This window comes from Alcaligenes sp., assembly GCF_050255915.1.
Taxonomy (GTDB): domain Bacteria; phylum Pseudomonadota; class Gammaproteobacteria; order Burkholderiales; family Burkholderiaceae_B; genus Alcaligenes; species Alcaligenes aquatilis.
On sequence record NZ_JBFWIQ010000009.1, the window covers coordinates 67,514 to 86,952 of the forward strand.

The window sequence follows — 19,439 nt, forward strand, 5'->3', positions numbered from 1 at the left end:
AGATACCTATCGCCCCTCCCCAAAACGGAGGGGCGCTTTTCTGTGCCTGGAAAGTACAGCCGCGCGTCAACATTTCAACCTTTAAATGTTCTTTTTGACCTTCATCAAGACTGGAGGCTTGGATTCTTCATATGCTTATAACTACAAATAATGTAAATGGGTTCAACCCAAGCATGTAAAGGAAAACACATGACTCCAAGCGCCGAGCCCAAAAAGGGCAAGCGACGTTTTCTTAAGGAATTGCTAGGCCTGAGTGCCGGGGCCACGATTATTCCTATTCAACCTGTTCAAGCAGCGATGAACAGCCAGCCTCCACGACGTAGCGGTGGGAAAGATGGGGCCCGCTACGGCATGATGGTTGATTTAAGAAAATGTATCGGTTGCCAGGCCTGTACGGTTAGCTGTTCTATCGAAAACGCGCCGCCTATTGGCCAGTTCCGCACCACGGTTCTGCAATACGAGGTGCTTGATGAACAGCAGCAGGCGGCCATGTTGAGCCTGCCACGCCTCTGTAACCACTGCGACAACCCGCCGTGTGTGCCGGTCTGTCCTGTACAGGCGACGTTCCAGCGCGAAGATGGTGTGGTGCTGGTCGACAACGAGCGCTGTGTCGGCTGTGCCTACTGTGTTCAAGCCTGTCCTTACGACGCCCGTTTCATTAACCATGAAACGCAAACCGCCGACAAGTGCACCTTCTGTGAGCACCGCTTGGAAGTGGGACTGTTGCCCGCCTGTGTGGAAAGCTGCGTCGGAGGTGCCCGTGTCATTGGTGATATGAACGATGAAACCAGCACGATTTCCCAATTGCTCAAGGAGCACAAAGAGGAAATCCGCGTTCTCAAACCCGGCATGAATACCAGCCCGCATGTGTTTTATATCGGCTTGCCAGATGAGTTCGTCGACGGTGTGGATGGTCAGGCCAGTGTGCGCTTGACCCATCAGTTCTAAGAGGCCGCTATGTCTATTATTGAAATTCTGACCCCCGCCTACGAGGTTGCCTGGCTCCCTTGGGCAGTTCAATACTTTTTTCTGGTCGGTATGGCCGCCACCAGCACCGTATGGGTATGGCGTTGCGCCTGGTCCAACGATAGCGCTTTGCGTCGTCTGGAACCCGCGCTGATGATTGTGCTGCTGTGCAGCAGCATTGCCGCTCCTGTGTCCTTGCTGGCTGACCTGCACCAACCGGGTCGTTTCTGGCATTTCTACGCCTACTTCACTCCCTGGTCCTGGATGTCTCTGGGTGCCGTCCTGCTGCCCCTGTTCGTCGGTCTGTCCGTGGCCAATGTGCTGGCCTGGTGGTTGAACAAACGTGCTCTGTGGCGCTGGTTGAGCTTGGCTTTGCTGGTGTCGGCCTTGTCGATTCTGGTTTACAGCGGTTTTGAAGTGATGGTGCTGCGCTCGCGCCCCTTGTGGAACACCGCCTTTCTGCCCATCAACTTCGCCTTGACGGCCGCTCTGGCCAGTCTGGGAGCCATCTTGCTGGTTGCTCGTCTCTTGCCCGGTGGCGTAGCCAATTTACCGCTGGAATACGTACGCCGCTGGTCTCTGGGCGTGGTTCTGACCTTGATCGTGGTCGCTCTGTTCTGGGTGGGTTCGGGTCTGTTGGGCTACAGCCATTCTTTCGGTACTGCCTGGGAGCTATTCCAGAGTTACCCCGTATGGCGTTTGGGTTTCCTGGGGTCTTCTGCCTTCGGTCTGCTGCTTCTGTATATGCTCAGCCGTCCGATCAGCACCTTGCAAGGCAATCTGTACAGCTTGGTCTGCGCTGCTTTCATGCTTGGCTCTGCCTGGGTATTTCGCTGGATTATTTTCATGGCGGTACAAGGTGTGCCCAAATACGGCGCTGGTTTGTACCTCTACACCATGCCCTTAGGCAGCGATGGCCTGCTGGGAATGCTGGGTGTGCTGGGCTTGTGTATTGCCTTGCTCGCCGCCAGCACCACCCTGCTCTCTCTGTTCCCGGCCCGCCGTTCAACGTTGACGGCCTAGGCCCCACAGACTCACTAGCTTTCAGGTACTTATCGTCATGAGCAAGAAAAAAGAAACCCCTAACCTGTCGCGTCGGCAGGTATTGACCCGCGGCGGTGCCGCTGTGGGTGGTCTGGCTGCGTTTGCGGCCGGTTATAGCGACACCGTGGTCAAGGCGGTGCAAGGTCTGGGCCAAGGTACAGCCGGAGCGCCAACTGCCCACGCCACCCGTGGCAACTCCTTGCAGGCCGAGTTCCGTATTGACCCAATTACCGGCCTGCTTGATACGCAACCCGGCCAGATTGTGAGCCCTTCCAGCTGTTTGGGGTGCTGGACACAGTGTGGTGTGCGCGTACGTATTGATACGGAGAACAACAAGATTCTGCGTATCGCTGGCAACCCTTACCATCCTTTGGCAACCACGCAGTCCGCTCCTATGGAGCAGCCCGTACGCGAGGTTTACGCCATGCTGGGCGGAGAAAACGGCCTGGAAGGCCGTGCCAGTGCCTGTGCCCGTGGCGCTTCCATGCTGGAGCAGCACAGCAGTCCTTACCGTGTTTTATCGCCTTTGAAGCGTGTCGGCCCCCGTGGTTCAGGCCAATGGGAGCGCATCAGCTTTGAGCAATTGATTGAAGAAGTCTGTGAAGGTGGCGATCTGTTCAAAGAAGGACATGTCGACGGTTTGCGTGCCATTTGGGATCATGAAACCTTGATTGACCCACAGAATCCCGAGTTTGGCCCACTGGCCAACCAGTTATTGTTCACCGATGCCGCGAACGAAGGCCGTACACCACTGCTCAAACGCTTTGCCGAGCAAGCCTTTGGCACGGTCAACGTCAGTAACCACGGTTCATATTGCGGTCAAAGTTTCCGTGTGGGAACGGGGGCTGCCATGAACGACATTAAAGGGCTGCCTCACGGCAAGCCTGACTGGAAAAATGCCCGATTTGGCCTGTTTATTGGCGCTGCACCGGCTCAATCCGGTAACCCGTTCCAGCGTCAGGGCCGTGAATTGGCCGAAGCCCGTTCGCGTCCTGAAAATACCTTCAAGTACGTGGTTGTTTCCCCGATTCTGCCCACCTCGTCCAGTCTGGCCTCGGGCAGTGGCAACCGCTGGCAGCCTGTTCTGCCCGGCACCGACTTGTCTTTGGTCATGGGCATGTTGCGCTGGATTCTGGAACAAGAGCGGTTTGATGCAGAACACTTGTCCTTGCCCCACGCACCTGCCGAGCAGGACGAAAATACGGCTTCCTGGACTAACGCCAGCCATTTATTGATTGCAGATCCCAAGCATCCTGGCTTTGGACGTTATTTGCGTGGCACGGATCTGGGTTGGGAAGTGGTCGAAGGCACTGAATCGCCCTTTATCGTTCAGGACGAACAAGGTGAGCTACGCGCCCATACCGATCTGGATCGCGCCACGCTATTTGTCGACCGTAGTGTTGAGCTGGAAGGCCAGGATGTACGCGTCTGTACTGCGTTGAACATGCTGCGCGAGCGCAGTCAGGAAAAATCCATTGCCGAGTACGCCAAAGGCTGCGGCATGGAAGAAGCAACCCTGATCGAGCTGGCCCGTGAATTTACCAGCTACGGTCGCCAAGCCGTGGCTGACGCTCACGGTGGCACCATGAACGGTTCTGGTTTCTACACGGCTTACGCTATTGCCATGTTGAACACCTTGGTCGGCAACCTGAATCTGAAAGGTGGTTTGGTGCTGGATGCCGGCCCATTTGGTCCTTTTGGCCCCGGCCCGCGCTACAACTTCGCACAATTTCCTGGCAAAGTGACGGCTAAAGGCGTGTCCTTGTCGCGTCATCGCTTCGCTTACGAAAAATCCAGCGAATTCAAGCGTCGTCAGGCGAATGGTGAAGCCTTGTACCCGGCTCCTGCTCCCTGGTACCCCGCCGTGGGGGCTTTGAGCAGTGAAATGATTGCTTCAGGTCTGAATGGCTACCCCTATTCAGCCAAGGTCTGGATTAATCACATGAGTAATCCGGTCTACGCCATTGCAGGTTTTAAAAATGCCTTGCTGCACAAACTGAAAGACCCTGCTGCTTTGCCTTTATCAATTTCGATAAACCCGTTCATCAACGAGACCAACGCGTATGCAGATTACATCGTGCCAGACACGGTGACGTACGAAAGCTGGGGGGTGTCGGCACCTTGGGCCGACGTGATTGCCAAATCCTCCACCCTACGTTGGCCAGTGGTGCAGCCACGTGTGGATCGCACGGCCGATGGCCAGCCCATCAACCTGGAAAGTTTCCTGTTTGCCGTGGCTTTGCGTCTGGAGTTACCTGGTTTTGGTAAAGGCGTTCTGAAAGACAAGGCGGGCAATGCCCATGACTTGTTGCGCGCCGAGGATTTCTATCTGCGCGGCATGGCCAATATCGCTTTTGGTGCTGGCCGCCCGGTTGGCGACGCATCCGACGACGATATGCGCATGACAGGCGTGGATCGCCTCTTCCCGGATCTGCAAGCGCGCCTGCATCCCGAAGAGCAGCGCAAAGTGGCCATGTTGCTGACTCGCGGAGGTCGCTTCGACCGAGTTGAAAACGCCTGGAAAGGGAATCAACTGAAAAAACGTTACGACAACGCCTTGCAGATCTGGAATGAGGACTTGGCCAAGATGCGTCACACCATGACGGGTGAACGTTTGAGCGGCTGCCCCACATGGTACCCAACCCGTCTAGCCGACGGCAGCCCGATGCGCGAACACTTTTCTGAGCAAGAGTGGCCGCTGCTGATGAGCTCCTACAAATCCAATTTGATGAGCTCCATGTCCATCGGCATGTCACGTTTGCGCCAGGTACACCCGCATAACCCGATTTCCTTGAATCTGGATGATGCGAAAAACATGGGTATTCGTAACGGCGACCGTATTCGTGTCAGCACACCCGGCGGCGCGGTTGAAGGTGTTGCTTTGGTGCGTGGCGGTATCATGCGCGGTGCCATCGCTATCGAGCACGGTTTTGGTCATACCGAGCTGGGGGCCCGTTCGCACCAGATCGATGGCGAGGCTATGCCTCACCTGAACGATCTGGCAGCAGGCGTGAATCTGAACGAATTGGGGTTTGCCGATCCAACCCGTGGCGATGGGCAGGACAACGTGTGGATTGACTGGGTCTCTGGCGCTGCTGTGCGACAGGGTCTGCCAGCCCGAGTGGAGAAGTTGTCGGCTTAAAAAAACCACACCTGCATCAAACCGTTGTTAAAGGATAAGGGTGCCGATTATTCCTTGGGATAATCGGCCTCTTTCCTTAGTGGCCCAAGTTTGAGTGGCCCCAATGGCAAAGGCCAGTCTTCAAGGCGATGCCCTCTACCCCAAGAACCTATTTCATGAACTGGATGGTTTGTGCTTTCAAGAGTGCGGCCGCAAACGTAGCCGCATTCGCACATTCAGCTTCATGGATACAGGGACTGTTACTCCCCTTTTAGTCCACGCTCTTGAATGGTCTTTCGCCACTGAGCTGACTCCTGTTCCATGAACTGGGTTAATTCGGCACGGCTTGTTGGCTGAGGAGTTAAGCCATAGTCCAGCAAGGACTGACGTATTTCAGGATCGTTCAATACCTTGACCAGCTCCTGATTCCAACGCTCCTGAATGTCCTCTGGCATCGTTCCCGGCCCTAAGAATGCATACCAATTTAGTGCAATAAAACCAGGGTAGCCGGCCTCTGCCACCGTTGGAATCGTTGGCATATCAGCAGAGCGCTCCAAACCGGTTGTCGCTAATGGAATCAAGGTACCGACCTTAATGTGCGGGGCTGCTGTCGGTGGAGCCGCAAAGTATGAAGCCACCCGTTCCCCGATAAGATCTTGCAAAGCTTGACCACCGCCACGATAAGGGACGTGCACCATTTCAACTCCAGCGCGCTGGTTAAGGAGTTCTCCGGCCAAGTGTGAGGCAGAACCTGATCCGGAAGAAGCAAAGTCGATAAGACCAGGCTCACTCTTGGCAAGCTCAATAAACTCGCTCAAGGTTTTTGCTCCTATACCTTTATGCACAACCAGTACGTTGGGAAAATGTACACCTCCCGACAAAGGAGCCAGGTCTTTGAACGGGTCGTAAGGCACTTTCATCAGGTGTGGAGAAATAGTCATTGGCCCCACGGAGCCCAAGAGCAACACCGAGCCATCATTATCAGCATTAGCCACTTGCTGATGCGCCAAAATACCGCCAGCGCCTGCTTTGTTCTGTACAACAACAGTCTGACCGATGTTGTCCCCAAGTTTTTTGGCAATCATGCGGGCAGCGGCATCGGCTGCGCCACCGGCTGCGAAGCCGACAACCAAAGAAATCGACTTTTGGGGTGGAAATGTCTGTGCTTGCACCGATGAGGCAAGCAAACCGATTGATAAGGCGGCACTGGCAAAACAGGAAAAGGGACGAAAACGCATGATGCTCCTCTTGAGTCGTTATAAGTATGGTTGCGATGAAAAAAGGGAGGCTTCAAACCCGACAGGGTCAGTCGCCACCGGCACGAATGGGGTTTGGCTGCCGCTTCTCTATGGCATGGCGCAATAGCGATGCGCTGCGGAAAATACCGTGTGCAAACTTGCCATAAGGCAAGGTGGCAAAAAGCGCCATCACTGCTCCGAGATGCAAGCACAACAACAAACCCATCGCGGGTGTGCTACGGGCCAGCCATAGGGCCAGTCCGCTGGCGCTAATCAAAAACAGCAAGGCAATAAAACCCAGATCCATCGGCTTTTGTTGCTGATCGCCCTGTGCCGGGTCGCGACGCACGTTCAGATAGCCCAAGCCGGCCGTGCCGATACATAGGCTCACCCCTCCCACCGATCCCAGCAGTTTGGGCAGACTGGGGAAATCGTACGGAGCCACCATATCGAATAGATAGTGGTAGATCGTGCCCAGGCTGGTTGCAGCAAAGCACAGCATGAAGCCATAAAAGGTCAGGTGATGAAATCGGCGGCGCGACAAGGTGTAGGCGTCATCCTCGTTATGGCATCCCTTCCCATGCCCCCCATCCAGGTACTTGAGCTTGAGCACCGAATGGGTCGCCTCGGCGGCAGCCGTCCTGCTGACAGGTGCGCCACTGGTGACCGGAGTGATTTCTACCCAAAAACCATGCACCCCTTTGCCTAACGCAAAGACCGCAAACAGGAACACGGGCGCAAACATGCCTACCAACAGGTTATGCGGGAACAGATTGTAAAAATCTCCAGCCAATGCTGCGTCCCAGAGCGTACCGTTGAGCGCCAACGCCAAAATCAGGAACAAGGCCAACCCCAAGGTCAACGCAATCGACATCACCAAGCCGTTGCGCTCGTAGAGCTTGCCCAGCCTCTTTGGCCAGGCATACTGGGTATAGGTTTGGGCACGAACCTTGGCCATCGCTTGCGGAACATTGACCGCAAATTCGTGAGGCGGTGCGTATTGGCAAGCATGCAGGCACGCCCCGCAGTTATGGCATAAATTTGCCAGGTAATGCACGTCCGCTGGCTCGAACATCAAACGGCGTGTCATCGCGGGAAAGACCGCGCAAAAGCCCTCACAGTAACGACAGGCATTACAGATCGTCATGATGCGATCGACCTCCTGTTCATTCCTTGTGTGGTGCACCATGGGACTGGGCGAGTGTGCGTGCAACTCGGTGTTGCATGCATCATTTATTAATGCTTGAAGTGATTTCATGGGAGTCTCGGGATCAGGGCGCAACAGCGTTTTCATTGTCTGGCCGCCTGTGCAGCCTGTGTGCCTGCAATGCAGCCAAAGGTTGTACCAATCGACATTCCCACTCCTGCTGTATAGCCTTGCCCCAGCACATTGCCCGCCATCATCTCGCCGGCAACAAACAGATTGCGGCTAGGTTTGTTGTCAAAACGTACGGCAGCTGTTTCGTCGGTGAGCAGGCTCAGGTAGGTAAATGTCACGCCTGGGCGCAAGGCATAGCCATAAAACGGGGGAGTATCAATCGGCAAGGCCCAGTGCGTTTTGGCAGGCGCAATACCTTGGGTGTGACAGTCGTCCAGCGATGTGTGATCAAACTTCCCGACCTGGCAGGCTTTGTTGTAATCATTCAGGGTTTTCTGGAACGCCACCTCGTCCAGACCCAGTTTGCGGGCCAGCTCGGGCAATGTTTCAGCCTTTTGGCCAGGAAAAACCGGGGGCATGAATCGACCAATCGCCTTACTGTCTATGATCGAATACGCAATTTGGCCCGCTTGTTGGGCGACCAAACGTCCCCAAATCGCGTAACGTTTGGGCCAGAAATCTTCACCTTCGTCATAGAATCGCTTGGCTTGACGGTTAACCACGACCCCTAGGGATACGCAGTCAATGCGGGTGCAGATACCCCCGTCATACAACGGGGCTCGGGCGTCAATTGCCACCATATGTGCCTGGGTTGGGTCGCCGATATGGTCTGCTTTGTGATCGTCGATCATATGGCGCAATAACACGCCTTGGTTAAAACGTGTGCCACGAATCAGGAAGTTATCCGAAGGCCACTCTCCAAGCTCGTTTTGTCCCCAGGCCTCCCGTAACCATTGACGGTTGGATTCAAAGCCGCCCGCCGCTAATACGCAGACTCGTGCCTGGATACGTTGTTCGCCGCACCACGCTGCTAAAAATTGACCGTCCTTTATTTCCAGCCGATCAACAGGCGCGTTATAGCGAATGTCCACCCCCAGGGCTTGAGCACTGCGGTAATAGGCATTTATCAGGGCTTTACCGCCACCCATGAAAAAAGCATTGGTGCGCGCCACATGCAAGGCGCCTGAGAGCGGAGGCTGAAAGTTGACACCGTGCTTGCGCATCCAGTTGCGACAGGTGCTCGTCGTGCGAATGACTAAGCGGGCCAGATGCTCATTCGTTTTTCCGGCTGTCACTTTGAGCAAGTCTTGCCAGAATTCCTCCTCTGGATAAGCATCGACCAGGACATCTTGCGGCGCATCATGCATACAACGCAAATTACGGGTGTGTTGCGAATTGCCTCCTCGCCACTCACGGGGAGAAGCTTCCAGCAATAGAACACTTGCCCCTGCCTCTCGGGCTGAGAGGGCGGCGCACAATGCGGCGTTGCCGCCTCCAATAACAAGTACATCAACCATTGTTGTCCGTTTCCTGTGTGCTATTCGTTGCTTAAGCGTGTCACCACGATATGGAACGAGGTCTACTTTAGGGATGTAGTCTTGTCGACGCCAGTATGACCAAGGCTATAGGTGTTCACTAAAAGTGAAGGCTCAGCGCACAGGACGACCTTGTCTATTAGGCAACGCGACAACACGCTCCAGCGTAAATGGGCGTGAGCACAGCTAAAACGGGTGAGCAACAAACGGGGCGAAGGGCTACCGCTTTATGAGGAAGCGTATCTGTTTCAGAGTAGCGTGGCTCCTGGCCAACGTGATTGCTGCACCAGCGAGCGCATGACATCGGCCAGCACGATCCGAGCCGCAAGCCCAGCTGGTGCTAACTCATCGTCGGATAAGCTGGCGATCAGGTTGCGGCGTTTGAGGGTTTCATGCGCTAAAGGCAAGCTCACTAAGCCTTGATTGTGATTGCGCACTACCGCCGCGCCAGGTTGAACCGTTGCGGCGTAGCCAGAGCACACCACGTCCATTAACAAAGCCAGGCCGTCAATCTCCACCACAACATTGGCCTCAGTGCCTTCGCGGAAAAATTCGGCATTCAGCAAAGCACGCAAGCCGTGGGAGGCACTGGGCATGACAAGTGGCAAATCAGCAATATCACCTAACGTCAAAAAATGCCCCGCAGGCAGCAAATGGCGTTGATCGGGGTGGATGATCAGAAATAGACGTTCGTCCAGAACAGCGTGCGCACTCCAGGAGTGATGCCCTGCCGTATGGAACACCACCCCTAAATCAATCTGGCGTCGATTGAGCATTTGAGACAGATTGCCCGAGAGGCTTTCAATCAGATGTACCCGTACATCGGGATAGCGCTGCTTCATGGCACTGAGAAAAGGGACTGCCAGGACCGAACCGGTGGTCGGAGCCAGACCTACCGTGACCTGCCCAGACAGCCGAGCGGCCTGTGCCGCCAGGACGGCATTATCGGTGTGTCTCAACGCCAATTGCGCTTCTTGACGAAACGCCAAGCCAGCCGCGGTAGGGATCACGCCTGTCGATGTGCGCTGTAACAGACGAACCGATAACTCCCCTTCCAGGCGGCTGATTTGCTGGCTGAGCGCCGAAGTGACAATACCCAGATCCTGGGCGGCCTTACCCATGCTGCCCAACTCCACTACACGCAAGAAATACCGCAGCTGACGCAGCTCCATGATAGAACGCCATAAAAAAGTAGGACGAAAGCTCTGATCATAGATCAATCAGACAAACAGCTGCTTATTCTGACAATGACAGGCCCTATCGGCACAAGCAGGAACTCGGAGAGAAAGACATTAGGACGCTAACAAACCATACTTGCGGATTTTGTCGTGCAGCGTGCTTTTGGCAATGCCCAACTCCTGTCCGGCGCGGGTCAAATTATGTTGATGCCGTTTCAGGGCCTCGACGATCAAGGCACGCTCGACCGCTTCCACCGTTTGGACCAGGGAGGTCGGCACCGTTCCAGGCGCCGCTTGCTGACCGGGCAACGCGCTGTTGACTCCCAGCACGCAGCGGTCCGCAAAATTACGCAGCTCGCGCACATTGCCTGGCCAATGCCAGGCCAGCATGGCCTGCAGGCGCTCGGAGTCGGGCTCCAGGGCCGGTCGGCCATGCCGGGCCGCCGCCAACAAGGCAAAATGTTCAAACAACAGGCCAATATCCTCGCGCCGTTCACGCAAGGGGGGTAAGGGCAAGGTGGCCATATTCAGGCGGTAATATAAGTCGTGACGGAACAGGCCTTGATCGGCCTGCGCCAGCAAATCGACTTTCGTGGCCGCAATCACCCGGCAATTGATGGCGATGGATTGATTCGAGCCCAGTCGCTCCAGCGTTCGTTCCTGTAAGACGCGCAATAGTTTGACCTGCATGGCCATTGGCATGCTTTCTATCTCATCCAGAAATAGCGTACCTTGATGTGCATGCTCGATCTTGCCGATTACCCGCTTGCCGGCGCCCGTAAAAGCGCCTGCTTCATGACCGAACATCTGACTGTCAAACAGACTGTCGGACAGTGCGCCGCAGTTGACGGCTACAAAATTGCCTTCACTGCTGTGCCCCACCTCGTGAAGGCAGCGAGCCACCAGCTCTTTTCCGGTGCCAGTTTCGCCAAAAATGAGTACATCGGCGGCACTATTGCCCAGATTGCAGATCAGTTCACGCACCTTGGACATGACTGAAGAGTTGCCCAGTACGCGGGCTTCAATGGATTGTTTATCTTGCAATCGACACTGCAACGCTTTGATTTCAAAGCTCATTTAGCGTCTATCCAGGGCACGCGATACGACTTGTACAAAATGTTCGGGCGAAAAGGGCTTTTCGATGAAATCATAGGCCCCCATTTTCATGGCCTGAACGGCCATCGACACATCGCCATGGCCGGTAATCAGCACCACAGGCAAATCGCTGTCTACATGTTGCAATTGCTGCAACAAGCTCATGCCATCGGCGCCCGGCAAACGTACATCGGACACGACAATGCCTGGCCAGCCATTGTGCAGCAGGCGCAAGGCCTGTTCTGCGCTCTCGGCCTGCTCCACCCGAATGCCTTCAAGCTGCAAGGTTTGGCTACAACCCAGACGTACATTGGCATCGTCTTCAACGATAAGAACCGTCAGTGCGTCGTACATTTTTCTGCTCCAGGAAAGGGAAGCACAATCGTGAATACGGCGCCACCGCTTGGCAAGTTATCTGCCGTCAAGCGACCCCCACAATGTTGGATGATACTCATCGAAATGGCCAAACCCAGGCCCAGTCCGGTACCACTGTCTTTGGTGGTGAAAAACGGCTCGAATAAATGCAAACGCACCTCCTCGCTTAATCCCGGGCCATTATCATGAACCCGGATCGCCACCTGCTGGCCTTGCCGCTGGCTGCTGATCTGAACGACGGGATGAGCGTTTTGCGTAGACGCGGCATCAATCGCATTGCTCAGTAAATTAACAATGACTTGTTCAAGGCGGTTGGGATTGCACAGCACCCTGCCCGCATCGTCAGCCAATTGCACATGTATCGTTGCGCGGTGTTGGTGAATAGAGGGTTCCAGGATCAGCAAGGCATGATCGATGATGGCGTTCAAATCTGCCAGCCCCGAATGACCGGGCGATTTGCGAGCAAATTGCTTGAGTTGTGAGGTCAGTGCGCCCATGCTGTCCACCAAATCATTGATGCGCTTCAAATTGGCGCGCACCGTATCCAGGTCGCCGCGCTCCATGAAGCGGATGGTGTTCCCTGATAAGGTACGCAGCGCAGTCAAGGGTTGATTGAGCTCGTGGGCCAGGCCAGTAGACAATTGTCCAATGACGGCCAGTTTGCCTGCGTGAATCAAGCCGGCCTGAGTCTCTTCCAACGTGCGGGTACGCTCCTCCACTTTGCGTTCAAGCTGAGCATGGGCCCGCTCCAGTTGCAAGCGTGCAAGAGCCCGATCACGCTGTTGCTGCCGGCGCAAATACCAACTGATCAACACCACAAAAAAGGACAGGATCCCCAAGGCGGCCAGGCCTGCGTACAGGCGAGCCATGGAATAGACCAGATCGGTGGGCAAAAACAGCGTCAAAGTCCAGCCGTTAGCACCAAACGGAAGTGTCTGAGCCAGAAAAAGTCCGCGAACCTGATCCTCTGTCTCCGACTCTGTCCCGGTCCCAGACCAAGACACTAATTGCGCATCTCGGCTCAGCACTTTTTGGGTCAGCAGATCCAGTGGCGCAATCGGTAAACCGTTGTACTGGCGAGTCTCGCGCAGGTACTGCTGCACATCTTCAGTCAGGGGCTGATTTGCCGTAAATTTCCAGGCGGGTACGGAGGACAAGATCGCTACACCATAGTGATCGGAAACGATCACCGGCGCTTGTGCATGGGTCCAGGAATCCTGTAAACGATCCAGGTCCACCTTGATGACGGCCACCCCCATGACATGCCCTGCCAGCGAGATGGGTGCGGAGATGTAATAGCCTGCCTCGCCCCGAGTGGTTCCAACGCCAAAGAAGAAACCAGGCCGCCCTTGGCGTGCCTCGGAAAAATAATGGCGATAAGAGAGGTCTTCCCCCAGATAACTGTCGGCCTGTTGCCAGTTGCTGGTCGCCAGAACGTGCCCCTGGCGTCCAAGGATGTAAATCACGCGGGTCTTGGCGCGCTCGTTCAAGCGCTCCAGATGACGGCTAACCTCAAGCGAGGACTGGGTGCCACGCTCCAGCAGCCCCACCACCGCTTGATCCAGCTCCAGCATCTTGGGTAAATATTCGTACTTCTCGACTTCGTGACGCAATGTCAACGCATACAAATTCAGACGCTGTCGCGCTGAGTCCTGCAAACTGGCCAGTCCAAGCGCTTCGCCAACACGGTAAGCCACCATGCCCGCTATGGCAGCCAGTGACACAATCAATGTCAGCAACAGCAAGACTTTCTGAAGACGAAAAAATCGGAGCAAATGCATAAAAACGTAGCGGCCACTGACACGGGATTGTAGTAAACAGCCGCTACCCAGACAGGAGAGGTGTCAGGCAATGACAGGCGCTGAGCTTGCCGGGGCTGCCTCCTCGGGCCGGGGCTGCGATGAGCCTGCCGCCCTGCTGTCCGCCTCGTCGGGCGCATCGATGGCACCTTCCCATTTAGCGACAACGGCTGTGGCAATGCCGTTACCCAATACATTTGTCGCGGTGCGGCCCATGTCCAGAAAGTGATCAATGCCCATGATCAATAGTACACCAGCCTCAGGCAGACCAAACATCGGTAAAACCGCGGCCACCACGACTAGCGCGGAGCGTGGCACACCGGCGATACCTTTGCTGGAGATCATCAACACCAGCAGCATAATAATCTGCTGTTGCAAGGTCAGCGGCACGTCATACGACTGTGAGATAAACAAAGCGGCAAAAGCGGTGTAGATCATGGAGCCATCCAGGTTAAAGGAGTAGCCCAGCGGCAGGACAAAGCCGATAACGCGCTTGCGTACACCAAACACTTCCAGCTTTTCCATCAGACGCGGATAGGCCGCTTCACTGGAGGCGGTGGAAAAACCCAGCAACATGGGTTGACGGATTTCTTTGAACAGCGTGAATACCCGACCCTTGAGCACCAGAAATCCGGCAGCAAGCAAAATCAACCACAACACCACCAAGGTGGCATAAAAACTGCCCAGAAACTTGCCATAGACCGCCAAAATACCCAGCCCTTCCGTCGTGATGATATTGGCCACGGCTGCAAACACCCCCAGTGGCGCAAAGTACATGACGTAGTTGGTTACCGTCAGCATCACCGGCACAGCGCCCTCGATAGTTTGTGCGAGGGTGTTTGCCTGGGGATTGCCACGCACTTTCCCCAAGGCCAGTCCAAAAAATACCGAGAACACCAGGATTTGCAAAATCTCGTTCTTGGACATGGACTCAAAAAAGTTACGTGGCACAACGTGAGTCAAAAACGTTTTCAGGTTCAGTGCCGAGGTATCCACTCCCAAGTGCGCGGATTCAGCCGGCAAGGGAATGCCGACATTGGCGCCAGGCTGAAAAATATTGGCAAAAATCAGCCCTACCGTCAGCGATACCAGCGACGCCAACAGGAACCAGCCCACGGCACGGCCACCGATACGGCCAACAGTCGCTGCATCATCCATGCTGGCCATACCGGCAACCAGCGTGGCGAAAATCAGCGGCGCAATGATCATTTTGATCAAGCGCAAAAACATATCCGTCACCATGCCAAAGTAGCTGGCAATAGCATGAGCCTGTTCAGGGGTATCGGCCATTTTGTGGCAGATATACCCCACCACCACACCCAATGCCATGGCAATCAGAATCCATGTGGTTTGCTTATTCAGCTTCATATGTTTATCTCCCTTGTCGGTCCGTGCGCGGGCCTGTCAGTTTTTTTTAATTAAAGAGTTTGCTCAAATTCGTTCAAGGTGCGTGGCGCGATCAGCAGTTCAGGCCGCAAGGCCTGAGCCAGCTCGTTCGCACTTAACAAGCCCTGCTCCAGAATCAGCTCGGCCACCCCTTTGCAGGTTTCATACGCCTGCTTGGCAATGTCGGTGGCTGCGGCGTAGCCAATCAACGGATTAAGCGCCGTAACCAATCCGATGGATTGGCTGACACTGTCTGCCAGGCGCTGAGGATTGGCGGTGATCGCTTCCACGCAGTAGTCGGCCAGAATCATGCATCCGCGTTGCAGGTGACGCAGGCTCTTGTAGAGGCTGTGCGCAATAATGGGTTCAAACGCGTTGAGCTGAAGCTGTCCTGCTTCGGCCGCAAAGGAGACAGTCACATCATTGCCAAAGACTTCAAAGGCAATCTGGCTGACTGCTTCCGGAATGACGGGATTGACTTTGCCCGGCATGATGGAGGAGCCCGCTTGGCGTGGTGGCAAATTGATCTCGCCAATGCCGGCGCGTGGGCCGCTTGATAGTAGGCGCAGGTCGTTGCAGGTCTTGGACAGTGTGACGGCAATCCGTTTCAACGCGCTGGACAATTGCACAAAAGCGCTGCAGTCCTGGGTAGCCAAGATCAGATTGGGGGCGCTGCGCAGGCTGATCCCCGTGTTTGAGGACAATTGACGCGTGACCAGTTTGGCATAGCGAGGATGGGTATTGATACCCGTGCCAATCGCGGTCGCACCCAGATTGATTTCACACAGATCTTGCATGGCCTCGGTCAGGCAAAGGCGATCTTTGGCAATCATGCCGGCGTAAACCGCAAACTCTTGCCCCAGGGTCATAGGGACCGCTTCTTGCAGTTGTGTTCGCCCCATTTTCAATAGCTCTTTGAAGGCGTGAGCTTTGCTCTCGAACGCTTGCTGCAAGTACTCCAAGGCGGTCAATAAACGGGCAGCGCCCTGATAGGCAGCCAGCTTCAAGGCGGTGGGGTATACATCATTGGTCGACTGCCCCAGATTGACATCCTCATTGGGGTGAAGAAAAGCGTATTGCCCTCGCTCATGACCCAAAATCTCCAGCGCACGGTTAGCGATCACCTCGTTCGCATTCATATTGGTAGAGGTTCCCGCACCACCTTGGATCACATCCACCACAAAATGGTCGTGATGCTGGCCGGACTCAATTTCTCGGCATGCCTGCACAATCGCTTCTTTCTTGACGGCATCCAATGCTCCCAGCGCGTGGTTGGCCTGCGCGGCGGATGCTTTGATCTGTGCCAGGGCACGAATCAAATCGGGATAGTTTGAAATAGGTGTCGCCGTAATATCGAAGTTTTCAACGGCTCGCAGGGTGTGAACGCCAAAATACACCGAGTCAGGTACGGGCCGAGTTCCTAGCAAGTCTTTTTCCAGGCGCGTGTGAGCCGTTGCGGTGCAATCAGTCATGTCATCTCTCCGTTTTTATGTGGGGCCCCAAAAATTGGGGTTGTTGTACCGGAGTTAAAAGCAACAACTGTGCCAACAACAGCGGATTGCACTAGCCTATTGAAAAACAAGTCATTTTTTGTGCACTGATTGTAGAGACACTGACAATACGCTCCCTTCTGTTCGGATTTCCGAACACGGCAAGCCCAAAAAAGACGGAAACCCGAACAGAAGTCATCAGACTGTGCGGCTGTGGGTTTTATCCGGCTGTATTACCATGCGGTTTTCTCCCAAAATCGACCCTCTTTTTGTTGGATACTTTTTTTTCAATGTTTGGAATTCTTTTCCGTTAATTGCATTTTATCTTCTTTGATGGATGCCTTGGAGATAGACGGGTTAAATGTTTGTGTACACCCACAAGGGGATCGGGCTTCATCATTTCTCATCCCTGCCTTAAACTAAGCCTTCTTCCCTTCTTCCCTTCTTCCCTTCTTCCCTTCTTCCCTTCTTCCCTTCTTCCCTTCTTCCCTTCTTCCCTTCTTCCCTTCTTCGTAGTTTCGGGGTTCGCCCCCGCTTTTCCAAGTTCTTATTTTCTTTTATTGATCTGCATTTCTTTATGCATTCTTTCGTCCTTATTTCAGGTTGCTCCGGCGGTGGTAAGTCCACTTTGTTAGCCGAGCTCCAAAAACGTGGGCATACCGTGATTCAAGAGCCTGGGCGACGTATTGTTCAGGAACAGTTGGCCATCCAAGGCTCTGCTCTACCCTGGCTGGATCTGGAGGCCTTTCTGCAAGAGGCGCTCAAGATTGCCCAAACAGACTACGTGACCGCAGCTCAAGATGGTTCGTGGGTGTTTTTTGATCGTGGCCTGATTGATGCGGCAGCCGCGTTACAAGAATTAAGAGGCCATCCCTTGCTGGAGGCGGTCAGTCGCGCTTACCCCTACCATCCTCGGGTGTTTTTAACGCCGCCCTGGCCACAGATTTATAAGCAGGACCCGGAACGCCGGCATGATATCAACGCGGCTTTGCATGAGTACGAACGCTTGACGCGTATCTACCCTTTGTTGGGCTACCAAGTGAGCATTCTTCCCAAGACAACAGTCCAAAAGCGCGCTGATTTTGTGCTCAATACCCTAGGCACGACCGCTCCATACAAGGAGCGCAAGGCAGTAAAAAAGGGCTGTCAGCCTTAATCGGCCAGCAGCCCTTCTTTTTACTGATATGGTCTCGAGCCTTGTTCAGTTTTTCAAACCAGGCATCACACGCGACAAGGTACCGGCCACCGTACGCTCCAGCACATCGACTAATACCACCGTCTGTTGGTCCACCTCGATATTAAGGCGATCGCCCACCTTGTAGCGGGAGAACGTTGTCTGGCGCAAGGTTTCGGGGATCAGGTTGATGGTCACAATGCCATCCCCCACATCCGCCACGGTCAAGCTGCAGCCATTAACGCCCAGAAAACCGCGTGGGAACACGTACTTCGCCCACTCTTCTGGTACACGGAAACGCAGACGGTTACACGCCTCGGTAATGCTCAATTCAAGCACCTCTGCGGTCGTTGCGATATGGCCAGCCATCACATGGCCGCCTATTTCCTCGTTCAGCTTGGCCGATCGCTCGATATTGACCAGATCACCTGTTTTAAGCGTGCCCAGATTCGTGCGCTCCAGCGTGACAGGGATCGCATCAAAAGTGACTTTAGGGCCGCTGATACTGGTTACGCTCAGGCAGGTGCCTTCCACGCTGACACTGGCCCCCAGTTGCAGATCCACCAGCAGCTCATCGGTGAAATCGATTTCAAACTCGGTACGGCCCAGCTCGGCCTTGACCGCAGTAAGAGGACGAACCGCTTTAACAATTCCGGTATACATCAGCACACTCCTTCGCAACATTCATGCAAAAGACCAATGGCTAATGCAGGGGAGATTTTCAGATTTTTCATTTGAACGCATCCTTGATTAAATAATGCGTCCTCCGGGCAGCAATAAAACACCTCGCTGCCTTGATCACCCTTGATCACAAGGCAGCGAGGCTTCATCTTCTTTCATCCGGACTCTGACCGTCGGCCCAGGCTTTGCACCTGATCTGCTGATCTTTCCCAGGGGGAGATCGCTCGCGGGCTGGGGAACGAATCCCTTACCGCCGGTGGGGAATTTCACCCCGCCCTGAAGACGTGTGCAGTGTAAGACCGGAGCCCAAGTCTAATCAAGCCAGACCCAAGCCCGGTCGCCAAGCTCAAGCCTGGCGATGCACACTTAAGCCGGCAAAACTTTGCGCCACAGGCATCAACTCGATGTAGTTGACGTTCATATGGGCAGGCGCATTCATGATCCAGGTAATGGTGTTAGCAATATCCTCTGGCGTCAGCGCATCCACGTTCTGATAAAGCGCAGCGGCTTTGTCTTTATCGCCCAAACGCACGGCGGAGAAGTCCGTGCCGGAACACAGGCCAGGAGCTACAGTAGAGACACGCACTGCCGTACCCGACAGGTCGGCACGCAGATTCAGGCCCAGATGATGCACAAATGCTTTGGTGGCGCCGTACACATTGCCGCCGGCGTAAGCGTATTCGCCCGCCGTCGAGCCCAGATTGATGATATGGCCCTTGTTCTGCTTGACCATACCTGGCAGCAAAGCGTGCGTAATATGCAGCAACGCGCTGATATTGGTAGCCACCATGGTATCCCACTGATCCATCTTGGCGTCTTGCGCCTTGTCCACGCCTAGCGCCAAGCCGGCGTTATTGATCAGCACGTCGATATGGGGATAACGAGCCGTCAGATCCGCCAACACTGCCTCAGCACGCGCACGATCGGTCAAATCCACGCTGACCGGTACAAACCGCTCGCCCAGCTCGGCGGCCAGGGCATCCAGCTTGTCCTGACGGCGCGCCAGACCCAGCACGGTGTGCCCTTCAGATACCAATTTACGAGCAAGAGCGGCTCCAAACCCTGAGGAGGCCCCGGTGACAACGGCGGTTTTCATAGTGCGATCCCTATACAGCTCGCTGCTCGTTAAGCAGGCGACAATTAAAGCATTAAGGATAGCAAACTTCAGGAACTTCGTAGCCCCTTCCCCCTAGGGAAA

The 19,439-nt window shown here is 54.8% G+C and carries 13 protein-coding genes, 1 pseudogene and 1 riboswitch; of the genes and pseudogenes, 4 read left to right on the forward strand and 10 right to left on the reverse strand.

What is annotated here, in order from left to right; translation table 11 throughout:
- Positions 1-189 precede the first annotated feature (189 nt).
- The 3 genes from dsrO to AB7E06_RS12705 are packed head-to-tail and all read left to right on the forward strand — an operon-like array spanning position 190 to position 5,152.
- Positions 190-948, forward strand: a complete 759-nt coding sequence (gene dsrO / locus AB7E06_RS12695; RefSeq protein WP_346548602.1) for a sulfate reduction electron transfer complex DsrMKJOP subunit DsrO — start codon at positions 190-192, stop codon at positions 946-948.
- Between the two features lie 9 nt (positions 949-957).
- The gene (gene nrfD, locus AB7E06_RS12700; RefSeq protein WP_321266447.1) at positions 958-1,989 is read left to right on the forward strand and encodes an NrfD/PsrC family molybdoenzyme membrane anchor subunit; all 1,032 of its coding nucleotides are present in this window, start codon (positions 958-960) and stop codon (positions 1,987-1,989) included.
- A gap of 37 nt (positions 1,990-2,026) precedes the next feature.
- The gene (locus AB7E06_RS12705; RefSeq protein ID WP_427957186.1) at positions 2,027-5,152 is read left to right on the forward strand and encodes a tetrathionate reductase subunit A; all 3,126 of its coding nucleotides are present in this window, start codon (positions 2,027-2,029) and stop codon (positions 5,150-5,152) included.
- A gap of 239 nt (positions 5,153-5,391) precedes the next feature.
- Here the strand turns inward: AB7E06_RS12705 and AB7E06_RS12710 are convergent, their stop codons facing one another.
- The 8 genes and pseudogenes from AB7E06_RS12710 to AB7E06_RS12745 form a co-directional block, all read right to left on the reverse strand.
- Positions 5,392-6,369, reverse strand: a complete 978-nt coding sequence (locus tag AB7E06_RS12710; protein WP_094196657.1) for a Bug family tripartite tricarboxylate transporter substrate binding protein — start codon at positions 6,367-6,369, stop codon at positions 5,392-5,394.
- A gap of 67 nt (positions 6,370-6,436) precedes the next feature.
- Positions 6,437-7,627 (reverse strand): tricarballylate utilization 4Fe-4S protein TcuB, encoded by a 1,191-nt coding sequence (gene tcuB / locus AB7E06_RS12715; RefSeq protein ID WP_427957188.1) that lies wholly within the window; start codon positions 7,625-7,627, stop codon positions 6,437-6,439.
- Positions 7,628-7,659: 32 nt separating this feature from the next.
- Entirely contained in the window at positions 7,660-9,045 is a 1,386-nt protein-coding gene (gene tcuA, locus AB7E06_RS12720; RefSeq protein WP_427957190.1) for an FAD-dependent tricarballylate dehydrogenase TcuA, read from the reverse strand.
- Between the two features lie 266 nt (positions 9,046-9,311).
- A complete protein-coding gene (locus tag AB7E06_RS12725) occupies positions 9,312-10,235 on the reverse strand; it encodes a LysR family transcriptional regulator (protein WP_427957192.1) in 924 nt (307 codons plus the stop codon).
- Positions 10,236-10,355: 120 nt separating this feature from the next.
- Positions 10,356-11,690: pseudogene (locus AB7E06_RS12730) on the reverse strand (sigma-54-dependent transcriptional regulator).
- Positions 11,675-13,456 (reverse strand): ATP-binding protein, encoded by a 1,782-nt coding sequence (locus tag AB7E06_RS12735; protein WP_427957194.1) that lies wholly within the window; start codon positions 13,454-13,456, stop codon positions 11,675-11,677. Before AB7E06_RS12735 ends, AB7E06_RS12730 begins: the two are co-directional and overlap by 16 nt.
- A 99-nt stretch (positions 13,457-13,555) precedes the next feature.
- Positions 13,556-14,878 (reverse strand): dicarboxylate/amino acid:cation symporter, encoded by a 1,323-nt coding sequence (locus AB7E06_RS12740; protein ID WP_427957196.1) that lies wholly within the window; start codon positions 14,876-14,878, stop codon positions 13,556-13,558.
- 50 nt (positions 14,879-14,928) lie between these two features.
- Positions 14,929-16,368, reverse strand: coding sequence for an aspartate ammonia-lyase (locus AB7E06_RS12745; protein WP_427957198.1), 1,440 nt, complete (start codon positions 16,366-16,368; stop codon positions 14,929-14,931).
- A gap of 595 nt (positions 16,369-16,963) precedes the next feature.
- On the opposite strand from AB7E06_RS12745, the gene AB7E06_RS12750 reads away from it, so the two are divergent.
- Positions 16,964-17,542, forward strand: coding sequence for an AAA family ATPase (locus AB7E06_RS12750; RefSeq protein WP_094196650.1), 579 nt, complete (start codon positions 16,964-16,966; stop codon positions 17,540-17,542).
- Positions 17,543-17,587: 45 nt separating this feature from the next.
- On the opposite strand, the gene AB7E06_RS12755 is transcribed toward AB7E06_RS12750, so the two are convergent.
- The gene (locus AB7E06_RS12755; protein WP_427957200.1) at positions 17,588-18,223 is read right to left on the reverse strand and encodes a riboflavin synthase subunit alpha; all 636 of its coding nucleotides are present in this window, start codon (positions 18,221-18,223) and stop codon (positions 17,588-17,590) included.
- Between the two features lie 161 nt (positions 18,224-18,384).
- Positions 18,385-18,529: riboswitch (FMN riboswitch) on the reverse strand.
- A gap of 58 nt (positions 18,530-18,587) precedes the next feature.
- Positions 18,588-19,337, reverse strand: a complete 750-nt coding sequence (locus tag AB7E06_RS12760; RefSeq protein WP_121738901.1) for an SDR family NAD(P)-dependent oxidoreductase — start codon at positions 19,335-19,337, stop codon at positions 18,588-18,590.
- Positions 19,338-19,439 lie beyond the last annotated feature (102 nt).